This window comes from Pseudomonas sp. Leaf127, from assembly GCF_001423155.1.
In the GTDB taxonomy this organism is placed as follows: Bacteria; Pseudomonadota; Gammaproteobacteria; order Pseudomonadales; family Pseudomonadaceae; genus Aquipseudomonas; species Aquipseudomonas ovata.
In genome coordinates, this window is sequence record NZ_LMOA01000023.1 from 450,562 (window position 1) to 466,384 (window position 15,823).

At 63.4% G+C, this 15,823-nt stretch carries 13 protein-coding genes; 7 read left to right on the top strand and 6 right to left on the bottom strand.

Features of this window, described 5'->3' with window-relative positions; all coding sequences use genetic code 11:
- The first annotated feature begins 116 nt into the window (after positions 1-116).
- Positions 117-1,265: an acetylornithine deacetylase gene (gene argE, locus ASF84_RS23160; protein ID WP_056841210.1), complete on the top strand. Its 1,149-nt coding sequence runs from the start codon at positions 117-119 to the stop codon at positions 1,263-1,265.
- 136 nt (positions 1,266-1,401) lie between these two features.
- Complete coding sequence (argA, locus tag ASF84_RS23165; RefSeq protein ID WP_056841211.1) at positions 1,402-2,700, top strand: amino-acid N-acetyltransferase; 1,299 nt, start codon at positions 1,402-1,404, stop codon at positions 2,698-2,700.
- Between the two features lie 200 nt (positions 2,701-2,900).
- Here argA and gshA read toward each other — a convergent pair whose 3' ends face one another.
- The 3 genes from gshA to ASF84_RS23180 form a co-directional block, all read right to left on the bottom strand.
- A complete protein-coding gene (gene gshA / locus ASF84_RS23170; protein ID WP_056841212.1) occupies positions 2,901-4,490 on the bottom strand; it encodes a glutamate--cysteine ligase in 1,590 nt (529 codons plus the stop codon).
- 316 nt (positions 4,491-4,806) lie between these two features.
- Entirely contained in the window at positions 4,807-5,190 is a 384-nt protein-coding gene (locus tag ASF84_RS23175; protein WP_056841213.1) for a PaaI family thioesterase, read from the bottom strand.
- Positions 5,190-7,511, bottom strand: coding sequence for a Tex family protein (locus ASF84_RS23180; protein WP_056841214.1), 2,322 nt, complete (start codon positions 7,509-7,511; stop codon positions 5,190-5,192). The genes ASF84_RS23175 and ASF84_RS23180 overlap by 1 nt, the downstream gene beginning before the upstream one ends.
- Before the next feature lie 427 nt (positions 7,512-7,938).
- On the opposite strand from ASF84_RS23180, the gene ompR reads away from it, so the two are divergent.
- Both ompR and ASF84_RS23190 read left to right on the top strand, forming a co-directional pair.
- Positions 7,939-8,679: an osmolarity response regulator transcription factor OmpR gene (gene ompR, locus ASF84_RS23185; protein ID WP_056841215.1), complete on the top strand. Its 741-nt coding sequence runs from the start codon at positions 7,939-7,941 to the stop codon at positions 8,677-8,679.
- 169 nt (positions 8,680-8,848) lie between these two features.
- On the top strand, positions 8,849-10,162 hold the full coding sequence (locus ASF84_RS23190) for an ATP-binding protein (RefSeq protein ID WP_056841216.1): 1,314 nt from the start codon (positions 8,849-8,851) through the stop codon (positions 10,160-10,162).
- Positions 10,163-10,249: 87 nt separating this feature from the next.
- On the opposite strand, the gene rimK is transcribed toward ASF84_RS23190, so the two are convergent.
- Genes rimK through rimA form a run of 3 tightly spaced genes read right to left on the bottom strand, consistent with a single transcriptional unit; the run spans position 10,250 to position 12,430 of the window.
- Positions 10,250-11,155, bottom strand: coding sequence for a 30S ribosomal protein S6--L-glutamate ligase (gene rimK / locus ASF84_RS23195; RefSeq protein WP_056841217.1), 906 nt, complete (start codon positions 11,153-11,155; stop codon positions 10,250-10,252).
- A complete protein-coding gene (gene rimB / locus ASF84_RS23200; protein ID WP_056841218.1) occupies positions 11,152-11,628 on the bottom strand; it encodes a retropepsin-like aspartic endopeptidase RimB in 477 nt (158 codons plus the stop codon). Before rimB ends, rimK begins: the two co-directional genes overlap by 4 nt.
- Before the next feature lie 19 nt (positions 11,629-11,647).
- The gene (rimA, locus tag ASF84_RS23205; protein WP_056841219.1) at positions 11,648-12,430 is read right to left on the bottom strand and encodes a S6 modification regulatory phosphodiesterase RimA; all 783 of its coding nucleotides are present in this window, start codon (positions 12,428-12,430) and stop codon (positions 11,648-11,650) included.
- 180 nt (positions 12,431-12,610) lie between these two features.
- Here rimA and ASF84_RS23210 point away from each other — a divergent pair, with 180 nt between their 5' ends.
- From ASF84_RS23210 to ASF84_RS23220, 3 genes are all read left to right on the top strand, one after another.
- Positions 12,611-13,018: an RNA-binding S4 domain-containing protein gene (locus ASF84_RS23210; protein WP_056841220.1), complete on the top strand. Its 408-nt coding sequence runs from the start codon at positions 12,611-12,613 to the stop codon at positions 13,016-13,018.
- Positions 13,019-13,161: 143 nt separating this feature from the next.
- Positions 13,162-14,067, top strand: coding sequence for an Hsp33 family molecular chaperone HslO (gene hslO / locus ASF84_RS23215; protein ID WP_056841221.1), 906 nt, complete (start codon positions 13,162-13,164; stop codon positions 14,065-14,067).
- A 163-nt stretch (positions 14,068-14,230) separates the two neighbouring features.
- The gene (locus ASF84_RS23220; protein WP_056841222.1) at positions 14,231-15,775 is read left to right on the top strand and encodes a phosphoenolpyruvate carboxykinase; all 1,545 of its coding nucleotides are present in this window, start codon (positions 14,231-14,233) and stop codon (positions 15,773-15,775) included.
- Positions 15,776-15,823: the final 48 nt, after the last annotated feature.

Genomic DNA, 15,823 nt, shown 5'->3' on the forward strand with positions numbered 1-15,823 from the left:
AAACGCTGGTACTGATGAGGCCACCAGTGTACAGGACCTGAACCGCTACGGTTTATTCCTGACGCCTGATGGCCCTATGATGGACCGCATTGCGTTTCGCCATTCAGGAGCCGTTCATGCCCTTGCCATCCTTGAAGGACCAGTTCGCCGCGTTGATCGCCACGCCGTCGGTGAGCTGCACCCAGCCAGCGCTGGACCAGTCCAACCGGGCGGTCATCGACCTGCTGGCCGGCTGGCTGGGCGACCTGGGCTTTGCCTGCGAGATCCAGACAATCTCGCCGGGCAAGTTCAACCTGCTGGCCAGCTACGGCACAGGCCCGGGCGGGCTGGTGCTGGCCGGGCACAGCGACACGGTGCCCTACGACGACGCGCTGTGGCAGACCGACCCGTTGAAACTCACCGAGGTCGACGGGCGCTGGGTGGGCCTGGGCAGCTGCGACATGAAGGGCTTCTTTGCCTTGATCATCGAGGCGGTGCGCCCGCTGCTCGACCAGCCGTTCAGGCAGCCGCTGCTGATCCTGGCCACCTGCGACGAAGAAAGCTCCATGGCCGGCGCGCGCGCCCTGGCCGACGCGGGCCGTCCCCTGGGGCGGGCAGCGGTGATCGGTGAGCCGACCGGGCTCAAGCCGATCCGCCTGCACAAGGGCGTGATGATGGAGCGCATCGACATTCTCGGGCGCAGCGGGCATTCCTCCGACCCCAGCCTGGGCCACAGCGCGCTGGAGGCCATGCACGACGCGATCAGTGAACTCAAGGGCCTGCGCACGCAATGGCAGACGCAGTACCGCAACCCGCAGTTCAGCGTACCGCAGCCGACCCTCAACCTGGGCTGCATTCATGGCGGCGACAACCCCAACCGGATTTGCGGGCAGTGCTCGCTGGAGTTCGACCTGCGTCCGCTGCCGGGCATGGATCCGGAAATTCTGCGCGGGCTCATTCGTCAGAAGCTACAGCCCCTGGCCGAACGGCATCAGGTGCAGATCGACTACCAGCCGCTGTTTCCCGAGTGCCCGCCCTACGAGCAGGCCGCCGATGCGGAACTGGTGCGGGTGGCCGAGCGTCTGACAGGCCATACGGCCGCGGCGGTGGCATTTGGCACCGAAGCGCCTTATCTTCAACGCCTGGGCTGCGAGACCCTGGTGCTGGGCCCGGGTGACATCGCCTGTGCGCATCAGCCGGGCGAGTATCTTGAAATGTCACGTTTGCAGCCTACAGTGCGTCTGTTAAGCCAGTTGATCGAACATTACTGCCTGAGCCCCCAATAAGCGGCCCGGCCCAACCTGATAGAAGTCCGAGAGTAAGGAGAATGCGCGTGTTGCCAAGCCTGTTCCGACGATAACCGCCACCCCTGTTGTGCGTGTTTTGTGTCTTTCGTCCAACTTTCTACAGGCTTTTGCGGTTATGCCCGAATACGTCAATTGGCTTCGCCATGCTTCTCCTTACATCAACGCCCACCGCGACTGCACCTTTGTGGTCATGCTGCCCGGTGACGGTGTCGAACACCCCAACTTCGGCAATATCGTCCACGACCTGGTGCTGTTGCACAGCCTGGGTGTACGCCTGGTGCTGGTGCACGGCACGCGGCCACAGATCGAAAACCGCCTGGCCCAGCGCGGCCTGAGCCCGCGCTTTCACCGTGACCTGCGGGTGACCGACGCCGAAACCCTTGAGTGCGTGATTGATGCGGTAGGCGGCCTGCGCATTGCCATCGAGGCGCGGCTGTCGATGGACATCGCCGCCTCGCCGATGCAGGGCTCGCGCCTGCGTGTCACCGGCGGCAACCTGGTCACCGCCCGGCCGATCGGCGTGCTTGAAGGCGTCGATTACCAGCACACCGGCGAAGTACGCCGGGTCGACCGCAAGGGTATCAACCGCCTGCTCGATGAGCGGCACATCGTGTTGCTGTCGCCGCTGGGTTATTCACCGACCGGCGAGGTGTTCAACCTGGCCTGTGAAGACGTGGCCACCCGTGTGGCCATCGACCTGGGCGCCGACAAGCTGCTGCTGTTCGGCGAAGAGCAGGGCCTGCTGGACGAGCGTGGCCACCTGGTGCGCGAATTGCGCCCGCAACAGGTGCCGGCGCATCTGCAGCGCCTGGGCAGCAACTACCAGGCCGAACTGCTTGATGCCGCCGCCGAAGCCTGCCGCGGCGGCGTGGGCCGCAGCCATATCGTCAGCTACGCCGAGAACGGCGCCCTGCTGACCGAGCTGTTCACCCGCGACGGCGGCGGCACGCTGGTGGCGCAAGAGCAGTTCGAACGGGTGCGTGAAGCGGCCATCGAAGACGTGGGCGGGTTGATCGAGCTGATCACGCCGCTGGAAGAGCAGGGCATTCTGGTGCGCCGCTCACGTGAAGTGCTGGAGCGCGAGATCGAGCAGTTCAGTGTGGTCGAGCGTGAAGGCATGATCATCGCCTGTGCGGCGCTGTACCCGATTGCCGATTCCCAGACCGGCGAGCTGGCCTGCCTGGCTGTCAATCCGGAATACCGCCATGGCGGGCGTGGCGACGAATTGCTTGAACGCATCGAGAACCGTGCCCGGGCATTGGGGCTGACACGATTGTTCGTGCTCACCACCCGCACCGCCCACTGGTTCCGCGAGCGCGGCTTCGAACCCAGCAGCGTCGACCGCCTGCCCAGCGCCCGGGCCTCGCTGTACAACTACCAGCGCAATTCGAAAATCTTCGAAAAAGCCCTGTAATGCGCTTATCAAGCACGAAATAACGTACTGATTTACTGGATATTGAAGCTACCCCCGTAGGAGCGCGCTTGCCCGCGACCGAGTGCGCAGCGCTCGCAAAAATTTGTGAAACGCTGAAAATTTACGACTGCTAACGCAGCCGGTCGCGGTGGTCCGGCATTCCGGCAAGCGCGCTCCTACACCGGCCCCGTGCCTGTCGGTCAGTTGCTGATCGACAGGATACTGGCCTGGTAGGCACCGACGAAGGTGTCGAAATCCACCACCTCTTCACTGGCTTCAAGCTCGGCCTGTTCTTGCAGCGAAGTCTGGGCCAGGCCTTCGAAGTGCGCCTGTTCAGTGGCGTTCAGGGGGTTTTTGCGGAAGTATTCGGCATGGGTCTTGCTCTGGCGCAACGAGAACGCGGTGAAGCCTTCGTCGTGTTCACGCATGCGTGCCAGGATCTGCGCCGATGGCGTCAGTGACGGATCGTCGATGCGCGCCTGCTGCACCGCCAGCGAGCGAACATGCGCGTCGCTGCCGCTGGCTTCGTCGAGCAGGCGTGACAATGGCGCGATCTTTTCCAGCAGCTCGCTGGCCCACGTCTTGAGATCGACCGCCTGGCCGTTGTGCTGCAACTTCAGGCCGGGGCGACGGCCTTCCTTGACCACGCTCAGGAAGTTGCTGCCGGCATTGCCGCACTCTTGGTTGCTCAACTGCGGGCTTTCTTCGAGGGCGCAATACAGGATGAAGGCGTCGATGAAGCGTGCCTGTTCCAGATCGATACCGGTCGGCAGGAACGGGTTGATGTCCAGGCAACGCACCTCGACATACTGCACGCCGCGGGCCATCAGCGCCTGGATCGGCCGCTCGCCGGAGTAGGTCACGCGCTTGGGACGGATATTGGAGTAGTACTCGTTTTCGATCTGCAACACGTTGGTGTTGAGCTGTACCCATTCGCCGGCAGCGTTGTGGGTGCCGGTCTCGACGTACGGCGCGTAAGGCGTGGCCACGGCGCGGCGCAGGCTGTCGGTGTAGCTCTGCAGATCGTGGTAGCACGGTGTCAGGTCGGCCTGGGCCTTGCTCTGGTAGCCCAGGTCGCTCATGCGCAGGCTGGTGGCGTAGGGCAGGTACAGGGTATCGGCGTCGAACTGCTCCAGTTGATGGGCACGCCCGCGCAGGAAGCCGGCGTCCAGGGCCGGCGAGGCACCGAACAGGTACATCAGCAGCCAGCTGTAGCGTCGGAAGTTGCGGATCAGGGCGATGTAGGCCTGCGATTGGTAATCGCGGGCGTCGCCGTCAAAGTGCTCGGTCTGCTTGAGCAAGGCCCAGGCCGACTCGGGCAGCGAGAAGTTGTAATGAATGCCGGCGATGCACTGCATGGTCCGGCCATAGCGCAGGGCCAGGCCCTTGCGGTACACGTACTTGAGCTTGCCGATGTTGGAGGTGCCGTAGTAGGCCAGCGGAATGTCCTCTTCGGCGGGCAGCGGGCAGGGCATCGACGGGCTCCACAGCAGCTCGTTGTCCAGCTTGCTGTAGACAAAACGGTGAATCGTTTCCAGACGGGCCAGGGTGTCGGCCGGGTCTTTCAACGCCGGTGTGATGAACTCCAGGAGCGATTCGGAATAATCGGTGGTGATCTGCTCGTTGGTCAGTGCCGAGCCCAGCGCCTGCGGGTGAGGGGTCTGGGCCAACTGGGCGTGATCGGTCACGCGCAGGCATTCACGCTCGATTCCGTGCAGGCACTGTCCCAGCAGCGTTAGGTTGCTGCGCTCGCCGAACACGGCCAGGCGGCGGTTGAGTAATTCGCTCAAGGTGATTTCCTTCACACATCGGTCGCCCCGATATGGGGGTGGACATGACGGTCTACAAGGGTGAAGAAAGGAACTGGCGTTGTCGCCTGGTTGGGGTCTTTAACGCCGGCTCAAGATTCACGGTTGCTTACGGGGTGCCGAACACGCGGCTTTTTAACAGGATTAGCAGGAAAATACCGCACTCAGGGGGGCTACAGCTAGGTCGCCCACGCTCTTTATCTGCTAAAAAAACGCCATGTTCAAGCCATTCGGCAAGCGGCCCCGGGCATAGGTTCCATGCACGGGGCCGCGGTGAGCGATTGCGTTATAACGATGTTCAGAGCACGGCAAAGGTGCCCTGGGCCTTGGCCACCAGTTTGTCGTCCTGGACCACCTCGGCCTCGACCACCAGCGTACGACGTCCGGCGTGCAGCACACGGGCGATGCACAGCACCTCGCCGTCACTGACACCGCGCACGTAGTTGATCTTGCACTCGATGGTGACGCTGCGCTGGTCGAAGCCATGGGCGCTGGAGCAGGCCAGGCCCATGCCGATGTCCACCAGGCTGAAGATCGCCCCGCCGTGCATCACGTTGCCACGGTTGCGCAGGTGCGCCTCCAGCGGCAGCGCGACATGGGCAACGCCGTTGTCCAGGCTGCGAATCTCGCAGCCCAGCATCCGGAAGTAAGGGCTGTGGGTCAGCGCTTCAGGGACGTCCATCAACGCTTCTTCAACTGCTTGGCATTGGCGAACAGCGAGGCCATGGCGTTATTGGCCGGGGCCGGTGCTGCGGCTTCCTTGCGTGGCGCGCTGTGCTGCTGGCGCGGCGCCGCACCCGGCCGGGCGCCACGGGCACCGTCGACCTTCTCGCCGGGCGTGTCGCTCATGCGCATCGACAGGCCGACGCGCTTGCGCGGGATGTCGACTTCCATGACCTTGACCTTGACCACGTCACCGGCCTTGACCGCTTCGCGCGGGTCCTTGATGAATTTTTCGGACAGCGCCGAGATGTGCACCAGACCGTCCTGGTGAACGCCGATGTCGACGAAAGCCCCGAAGTTGGTCACGTTGGTGACCACGCCTTCGAGAATCATGCCCGGCTGCAGGTCCTTGAGGTCCTCGACGCCTTCCTGGAACTCGGCAGTCTTGAACTCCGGGCGCGGGTCGCGGCCGGGTTTTTCCAGTTCGCTCAGGATGTCGGTGACGGTCGGCAGGCCGAAGGTCTCGTCGGTGAATTTCTTCGGGTCCAGGCGCTTGAGAAAGCCGGCATCGCCGATCAGCGAGCGGATGTCACGGTCGGTCTGCGTCGCGATGCGCTTGACCAGCGGGTACGCCTCCGGGTGCACCGCCGAGGCGTCCAGCGGGTTGTCGCCGTTCATCACCCGCAGGAAGCCGGCGGCCTGCTCGTAGGTCTTCTCGCCCAGGCGGCTGACTTTTTTCAGCTCGTTGCGGGTCTTGAAGGCGCCGTTGGCATCGCGGTGGGCCACGATGTTCTGTGCCAGCGTGGTGTTCAGGCCCGAGATACGCGCCAGCAGCGCCACCGAGGCGGTGTTGACGTCGACGCCCACGGCGTTCACGCAGTCCTCGACCACCGCATCCAGGCCACGGGCCAGCTTGAGCTGCGACACGTCATGCTGGTACTGGCCGACACCGATGGATTTCGGGTCGATCTTGACCAGTTCGGCCAGCGGGTCCTGCAGGCGCCGGGCAATGGACACCGCACCGCGGATCGACACGTCCAGGTCCGGGAATTCGCGCGCGGCCAGTTCCGAGGCCGAGTACACCGAGGCGCCGGCTTCGGAAACCATGACCTTGGTCATTTTCAGCGCTGGATACTTTTTGATCAGCTCGATGGCCAGCTTGTCGGTCTCGCGGCTGGCGGTGCCGTTGCCGATGGCGATCAGGTCCACCGAGTGCTTGGTGCACAGGGCGGCGAGCACGGCGATGGTCTGGTCCCACTGGTTTTTCGGCACATGCGGGTAGACCGTGGCGTAGTCGAGCAGCTTGCCGGTGGCATCGACCACCGCGACCTTGCAACCGGTGCGCAGGCCCGGGTCCAGGCCCAGTGTGGCGCGGGGGCCGGCCGGTGCGGCCAGCAGCAGGTCGTGCAGGTTATGGGCAAAGACGTTGATTGCCTCGGCTTCGGCGGCTTCGCGCAGCTCGCCCAGCAGGTCGGTTTCCAGGTGGTTGTACAGCTTGACCTTCCAGGTCCAGCGCACCACTTCGCCCAGCCACTTGTCGGCAGGGCGGCCCTGGTTGCCCAGGCCGAAGCGCTCGCTGATCATCAGCTCACACGGGTGCAGGCTGCCGGGCAGTTCTTCACCGACCTTGAGTGCGCTGCTGAGGATACCTTCGTTGCGACCGCGGAAGATCGCCAAAGCACGGTGCGACGGCATGCTCTTGAGCGGCTCGTCATGCTCGAAATAGTCGCGAAACTTCGCGCCTTCCTCTTCCTTGCCGGGCACCACGCGGGCACTGATCACCGCCTCGTGCTTGAGGAAGCTGCGCAGCTTGTCGAGCAGGGAGGCGTCTTCGGCGAAGCGCTCCATGAGGATGTACTTGGCGCCCTCCAGCGCGGCCTTGGTGTCGGCCACGCCTTTGTCGGCGTCGACGAAGCGCGCTGCCTGTTCTTCAGGGTTCAGGGTCGGGTCGTTGAACAGGCCGTCGGCCAGTTCGCCCAGGCCGGCTTCCAGGGCGATCTGGCCCTTGGTGCGGCGCTTTTGCTTGTAGGGCAGGTACAAGTCTTCAAGACGGGTCTTGGTGTCGGCCAGCTTGATGTCGCGGGCCAGTTCCGGGGTCAGCTTGCCTTGTTCCTCGATGCTGGCCAGGATGCTGACCCGGCGCTCATCGAGTTCGCGCAGGTAGCGCAGGCGCTCTTCGAGATGACGCAACTGGGTGTCATCGAGGCTGCCGGTCACTTCCTTGCGGTAACGGGAGATGAAGGGCACGGTCGAGCCTTCATCCAGTAGTGCGACGGCCGCTTGGACCTGTTGCGGGCGGACACCGAGTTCTTCGGCGATGCGGCTGTTGATGCTGTCCATTGAGACCACCTGAGCAAAAAACTAGCGAATTGCCATCGTCTTGCCGAAACAAAACGTCATCCGGCGTTGGATGAGTGGCGAGTAACGCAGTCTCGCGGCAAAACAGGCCCGGCCCTTCGGGTTGCGTGCCCAATCTCGCCATGCGGTGTTGGAGGACTTGAAAAGGGAGCGACCCTTTTCTGCGTCCTCCGCCTGGCCTGGCGAGATTGGGCCCAGCAACGCGGCTCGTGCTGAAACGGCAACAGACCCTAGGGTCGCGCATTATAACCAGCCACTGCCGGTTAGGGGATTTGCGCGCCACAAGACGTCGGCTGCCGTGTTCTGTGACCGGTGCTCATGTCGTATCCGGTAAAATCTGCTAACAATGCGCACGGTGCGCATTACTTCACCTGCGCCATAATGCGCCCCGTGAATAAAGGAGCCTCTGATGAGCAGCACTGCACTTAATGCCGAAGGCGAGAAAATCCTGATCGTCGATGACGATCCGGGTTTGAGCAGCCTGCTTGAGCGTTTTTTCACCAGCAAGGGCTATCGCGCCCGCGCGGTGGCCAATGTCGAGCAAATGGATCGCCTGCTGTCCCGCGAAGTCTTCAACCTCGTGGTGCTGGACCTGATGCTGCCCGGCGAAGACGGCCTTTCGGCCTGCCGTCGCCTGCGTGCGGCCAACAATCAGGTGCCGATCATCATGCTCACCGCCAAGGGCGACGAACTGAGCCGCATCAAGGGCCTTGAGCTGGGCGCCGACGATTACCTGGCCAAGCCGTTCAACCCCGACGAACTGATGGCCCGGGTCAAGGCCGTGCTGCGTCGTCAGGCGCCTTCGGTGCCCGGCGCCCCTGGCAGCGAAGACGAGTCGGTCACCTTCGGTGACTACGAGCTGTCGCTGGCCACCCGCGAGCTCAAGCGCGGCGATGAAGTCCACATGCTGACTACCGGTGAATTCGCCGTGCTCAAGGCGCTGGTCATGCACGCCCGCGAGCCGCTGACCCGCGACAAGCTGATGAACCTGGCCCGTGGCCGCGAGTGGGACGCACTGGAGCGCTCCATCGACGTACAGATTTCCCGTCTGCGCCGCCTGATCGAGCCCGACCCGTCAAAGCCGCGTTATATCCAGACCGTCTGGGGCGTCGGCTATGTATTCGTTCCCGACGGTGCTGGCGGTCGCTGACGGCTTGCAGCCGGACCGCCATGACGCCTGTTACGTCGATAGCCCTGCAAAGGGGCTATCGGCGTTTTTGGTTTTATCGGTCCGGACGTGAAGTCGCCCAGTCCCTGGCAGCTTCGACCCTTACACACCGCGAGCCCGGCTCGCCCTGCAAAGCGTACAAGCTGCATTTATGAAGACTCCGCTCTGGTTCCCGCAAAGCTTTTTCTCGCGCACCCTGTGGCTGGTGCTGATCGTGGTGCTGTTCTCCAAGGCGCTGACGCTGGTCTATCTGCTGATGAACGAAGATGTGCTGGTCGACCGCCAGTACAGCCACGGTGTAGCCCTGACCCTGCGCGCCTACTGGGCGGCCGACGAGAGCGACCGCGAAACCATTGCCGAGGCCGCCGGGCTGATCCGCGTGGTCGGCGGCGGCGTGCCCGAGGGCGAACAGCACTGGCCCTACAGCGAGATCTACCAGCGCCAGATGCAGGCCGAGCTGGGCGCCGACACCGAAGTGCGCCTGCGCGTGCATGCGCCGCCCGCCTTGTGGGTGCGCGCCCCGAGCCTGGGTGACGGCTGGCTGAAAGTGCCGCTGTACCCGCACCCGCTGCGCGGGCAGAAAATCTGGAGCGTGCTGGGCTGGTTCCTGGCCATCGGGTTGTTGTCCACGGCCTCGGCCTGGATCTTCGTCAGCCAGCTCAACCAGCCGCTCAAGCGCCTGGTCTTCGCCGCACGCCAGCTGGGGCAAGGGCGCAGCGTGCGCCTGCCGGTCAGCGACACGCCGAGCGAAATGACCGAGGTGTACCGTGCCTTCAACCAGATGGCCGAGGACGTCGAGCAGGCCGGGCAGGAGCGCGAACTGATGCTCGCCGGCGTCTCCCACGATCTGCGCACACCGCTGACGCGCCTGCGCCTGTCGCTGGAACTGATGAGCGACAAGAACGAGTTCACCGAAGGCATGGTGCGCGACATCGAGGACATGGACGCGATCCTCGACCAGTTCCTGGCCTTCATCCGCGATGGCCGTGACGAACAGATCGAAGAGGTCGACCTGGGTGACCTGGTGCGTGAAGTCGTGGCGCCGTTCAACAGTGCCGAGAACAACATTCGCCTGTGCCTGGAGCCGATCCCGCCGTTTCCGTTGCGCCGGGTGTCGATGAAGCGCCTGCTGACCAACCTGATCGGCAATGCCACCTATCACGCCGGCACCGGCATCGAAGTGGCGGCCTATGTCTCGGGCGACACCAGCGCGCCGTATGTGGTGCTCAGCGTGCTTGACCGTGGCGCCGGCCTCGACCCCGGTGAACTGGAACTGATCTTCAACCCCTTCATCCGTGGCGACCGTGCCCGCAGCGGCAAGGGCACCGGCCTGGGCCTGGCCATCGTCAAGCGCATCGCCGCCATGCACGGCGGCAACGTCGAACTGCGCAACCGCTCCGGCGGCGGCCTGGAAGCCCGTGTACGCCTGCCACTGGGGCTGATGCTGCCGCGTGACGCTGTGTAGGACCGGCTTCAGCCGGGAACCGCCGTGTTGCCGTTCCTGGGACTGATGCTGCCGCGTGATGCTGTGCAGGACCGGCTGAAGCCGGTCCTACCCCTTGCCCTTGGTCCGGGTCATGTTCGGGCCGCCGTTCTTTTCCAGGTGCTCGATGATCATCCCGGCCACGTCCTTGCCGGTGGTGGTCTCGATGCCTTCCAGGCCGGGCGAGGAGTTGACCTCCATCACCAGCGGGCCGTGATTGGAGCGCAGGATGTCGACGCCGGCCACCGCCAGGCCCATGACCTTGGCCGCACGCAGGGCGGTCATGCGCTCTTCGGGCGTGATCTTGATCAGGCTGGCGGTGCCGCCCCGATGCAGGTTGGAGCGGAACTCGCCGGGCTTGGCCTGGCGCATCATCGAGGCAATCACCTTGTCGCCGACCACAAAGCAGCGGATGTCTGCGCCGCCGGCTTCCTTGATGTACTCCTGGACCATGATGTCCTGCTTGAGGCCCATGAACGCCTCGATCACCGACTCGGCTGCCGAAACCGTCTCGCACAGCACCACGCCGATGCCCTGGGTGCCTTCAAGCACCTTGATGACCAGCGGCGCGCCGTTGACCATCTGGATCAGGTCGGGAATGTCGTCCGGGGAGTGGGCAAAGCCGGTCACCGGCAGGCCGATGCCGCGCCGTGACAGCAACTGCAGCGAACGCAACTTGTCGCGTGAGCGGGCAATGGCCACCGACTCGTTGAGCGGGAACACGCCCATCATTTCGAACTGGCGCAGCACTGCGCAGCCATAAAAGGTCACTGAAGCCCCGATGCGCGGAATCACCGCATCGAAGCCCGACAGCGGCTTGCCGCGATAGTGAATCTGCGGCTTGTGGCTGGCGATATTCATATAGGCGCGCAGGGTGTCGATCACCACCATCTCATGGCCACGCTCGATACCGGCTTCAACCAGCCGGCGGGTGGAATACAGACGCGGATTACGCGAAAGCACAGCGATCTTCATGCAACACCTGAGGGATTAGAGGCCGGGAACACCGGCTTGTCTTGTACGTATTTGATACCCGGATTGACGACCAGCTGGCCGTCTACCAAAGCTTTTGAACCCAGCAGCAGCCGATAACGCATCGACTTGCGGCAGGCCAGGGTAAATTCCACCGGCCAGACGCGGTCCCCCAGCGCCAGGGTGGTCCGTATCACATAGCGGACCTGCGCATGGCCGTTAGAGCTTTTGATGGTCTTGCGCGCCACCAGCAGCGCCTCGCAGCGGCGGTGACGCAACTGCACCACCGTGCCCAGGTGCGCATTGAAGCGTACCCATGTTTCACCATCGCGTTCGAACGGTTCGATCTCGGTGGCGTGCAGGCTTGAGGTGCTGGCGCCGGTGTCGATCTTGGCCCGCAGGCCGGCAACCCCCAGGATGGGCAGCGCCACCCACTCGCGCAGGCCGATGACTGTCAGATGATCGAATGTTTTCAATGGCGCAATTCCGTACGGCTCAAGACGGTTGCCAGGCCTCGGGCTCGACCCTGGCCAGGGCTTTGAATGCAGGCCGGGCGAACCAGTAGCCCTGCATCAGGAAAATGCCACAGTCGGCAAGAAAATCCCGTTCTTCACGATGTTCGATGCCTTCGGCAATCACCGTGACCCCAAGATCGGCACACATTTGCACGACTGCGCGAACAATAGCCTGTCGCGCACGATGAAGGTGGATATCGCGAATCAGATCTATGTCGAGTTTTATCAGGTCCGGTTGAAAGTTGGCCAGCAGCGTGAGCCCCGAATAGCCTGCGCCGAAGTCGTCGATGGCGGTCATGAAGCCGAATTCGCGGTACTGGCGCAGCACATTGAGCAAATGGTCGATATCGGCCAGGTACTCGCCCTCGACCGTTTCAAAGATCAGCCGCTCGATCGGAAAGTCATACTGGCGAGCCGCTTCCAGGGTGCTGCGAATGCACAGTTCCGGACGGTACACGGCATTGGGCAAGAAATTGATCGACAGGCGCTCGGTCATGCCCAGCCGTGCCGCACCGGCAATCGCCGCCACCCGGCAGCTTTGGTCGAAGCGGTAGCGATTCTGGTCGTTGACCTGGCTGAGCACGGTCAGGGCGCCCTCGCCGTTGGGACCGCGTACCAGCGCCTCGTGGGCAAAAATCGAATGGTCGCGCAAGTCCACGATGGGTTGATAGGCGTATTCGAATGAAAAATCCAGAGGCGGGCTGCCCGTGCATCCCTGGCAGCCCTTTCTAGGCGTTGTCAGTGAAGCTGGAAAATCGGTCATGGGGCACCTCCAGGGGTGGGCGGGCAAACAGATTCCGGATGGCTGGTTTTGACAATCCGGGTGGGGTTACAGCATGTTCCGGGGTGAAGGCCTGCGCGCAGGCGCAGGCCATGGCCTCTCATGAACATGTGCGTGGCAGCGCTGATAAATGTCAGACTGCCACACCGATAAGGAATTCATATGGCACAAAAGCCCGAAGAAGACGAGAAGATCAGGCTGGATAAATGGCTGTGGGCTGCACGGTTCTTCAAGACCCGCGCCCTGGCCAAGGCGGCGATAGAAAGTGGCAAGGTGCACTGGCGCGGCGAGCGCTGCAAGCCCGGCAAGGAGCCGCGTATCGGTGACGAATTCAGGATTCGTACCGGTTTCGACGAGCGTACCGTGGTGGTCGAGGCGCTGTCGACGGTGCGCCGCGGTGCGCCAGAGGCCCAGACGCTGTACAGCGAGACCCCGCAGAGCATCGCCAGCCGCGAAGCGGCGGCCGCCCAGCGCAAGGCCGGCCACGAGGGCGTGACCACCGACGGGCGTCCGACCAAGAAGCAGCGCCGTCAGTTTTTCGAGTTCCGCGACGGCCAGTCACGCGACTGACGCCCTTGCCGCGCTGTGCTCGATAATTGACATCAATCCGATTGAGCCGACGTGGGCGCCGGCAGCCGGCATAATGTCCGCATTGTGCTGCGGCGCTGCCTGGCCCTGCGGCTTTTTCCCCACCTCATCGAAGACTATTTTTTATGTCCGATTTACCCGATACCGATTTCACCCAGCGCTTCATCTTCGACGAGAGCGATGTGCGCGGCGAGCTGGTCGGCCTCGACCAGAGCTACCACGAGGTGCTTGCCCGCCACCCTTATCCGGCACCGGTCGCCCGCCTGCTGGGTGAGCTGATGGCGGCGGCGGCCCTGCTGGTCGGCACCCTCAAGTTCGACGGCCTGCTGATCCTGCAGGCGCGCTCCAGCGGCGCGGTGCCGTTGCTGATGGTCGAGTGCTCCAGCGAGCGCGAACTGCGCGGCATCGCCCGTTACGACGAAGACCTGATCAGCGACGATGAGGCCGGCCTGCAGCAACTGATGCCCGAAGGTTCACTGGCGCTGACCATCGACCCGCGCCAGGGCAAGCGCTACCAGGGCATCGTCGATCTGGACGGCGCCGACCTGTCGCAAAGCCTCTCCAACTATTTCGTGATGTCCGAGCAACTGGGCACGCGCTTCTGGCTCAAGGCCGACGGCCAGCGCGCCCGTGGCCTGCTGTTGCAGCAACTGCCCGTGGCGCGCATCCCCGACGCCGACGAGCGTGCCGCCAGCTGGGAGCATGTGGTGACCCTGGCCGACACCCTGAGCACCGAAGAACTGTTGGGCCTGGACAACGAAACCCTGTTGCACCGCCTCTATCACCAGGACCCGGTGCGCCTGTTCGACCAGCAGCCGATCTGCTTCCGTTGCAGTTGCTCGCGTGAGCGTTCAGGCAACGCACTGGTCAGCCTCGGCCTGGAGGATGCCCAGTTGCTGGTGGCCGAGCATGGCGGGACGGTTGAGGTCGATTGTCAGTTCTGCAACGAGCGCTATCTGTTCGACAGTGCCGACGTGACCCAACTGTTCGCCAACGGTGGCGTCGACTCGCCCTCGACCACCCGGCACTGATCCCGGATGAACCCTCGCACTACCGTAATACTGTTCTGACAGGAGGGTTCTATCATTTCCGGGCATTTCTGGCATAATCCGGCCCACTTTTGGCTGTAGTAGTGGTTGTTTTTTTACTACAAAACCGTTCGGAGCACTCGGCCTCAGGCCGACGGGGACCCTCATGACGCAAACCAACAACGCTGTGTACACCGACCTGAGCATCGATGACCTGGTCAAGGAAGCCCTTGCCCGCGGTGAAGGCGAACTCGCCGACACGGGCGCCCTGGTGGTGAGAACCGGCCACCGCACCGGCCGTTCTCCGGTGGACCGCTTCATCGTTGAAGAAGCCGGCACTCAGGACGCCATCGCCTGGGGTCCGATCAACCGCAAGTTCCCCGCCGACAAGTTCGACGCCCTGTGGGACCGCGTAGGCGCCTACCTGGCCGAGCGCGAGCGTTTTGTCTCCCACGTTCATGTGGGTTCCGATCCTGCGCACTACCTGCCGGTCAAGATGACCACCGAGACCGCCTGGCACAACCTGTTCGGCCGTTGCCTGTTCATCAATCCCGAGGCCTACAACGAAGGCGGCAAGGACGAGTGGCAGATCTTCAACGCGCCATGGTTCGTCTGCGAGCCCGAGCGTGACGGCACTAACTCCGACGGCACCGTGATCATCAACTTTGCGGCCAAAAAAGTACTGATCGCCGGCATGCGTTACGCCGGTGAAATGAAGAAAGCCATGTTCTCGGTGCAGAACTTCCTGCTGCCGGCCGCCGACGTGCTGCCGATGCACTGCGCCGCCAACATGGGCGAAGAGGGCGATGTGACCCTGTTCTTCGGCCTGTCGGGCACTGGCAAGACCACCCTGTCGGCTGACGAAAGCCGTTACCTGATCGGTGACGACGAACACGGCTGGGGCGAAGGCGTGGTGTTCAACATCGAAGGCGGTTGCTATGCCAAGTGCATCGACCTGTCCGAGAAGAACGAGCCCGTCATCTGGAAAGCCATCCAGCACGGCGCCGTGCTGGAAAACGTCGTGCTGGACCCGGAAACCAAGAAAGCCGACTACGCCGACGATAGCCTGACCCAGAACAGCCGCGCCGCCTACCCACGCGAGCTGATCGAAAAACGCGCACCGAAGAACCTCGGTGGCGAGCCGAACGCTGTGATCTTCCTGACCTGCGACCTGACCGGCGTCCTGCCACCGGTGTCGATCCTCAGCGAAGAGCAAGCGGCCTACCACTTCCTGTCGGGCTACACCGCGCTGGTCGGTTCGACCGAAATGGGTTCGGGCTCGGGCATCAAGTCGACCTTCTCCACCTGCTTCGGCGCGCCGTTCTTCCCGCGTCCGGCCGGTGTCTACGCCGAACTGCTGATCAAGCGTATCCGTGGCTTCAACTCCAAGGTCTACCTGGTCAACACCGGCTGGACCGGCGGTGGCTACGGCGTCGGCAAGCGCTTCAACATCCCGACCACCCGCGGCGTGATTGCAGCCATCCAGAGCGGCGCGCTGATCGGTGCCGAGACCGAGCACCTGGACATCATCAACCTGGACGTGCCAAAGGTCGTTCCAGGCGTCGACACCGTTCTGCTCAACCCGCGCAACACCTGGGCTGACAAAGCGGCCTACGACGAAGCCGCCAAGGGCCTGGCCGGCCTGTTCACCGAGAACTTCAAGAAGTTCGACGTGAGCGACGCCATCAAGGCGGCCGGTCCGCAGCTGTAATTTCAGCGGGCTGAAAAAAACCGCCCTTCGGCAGACTGTGTGAAAACC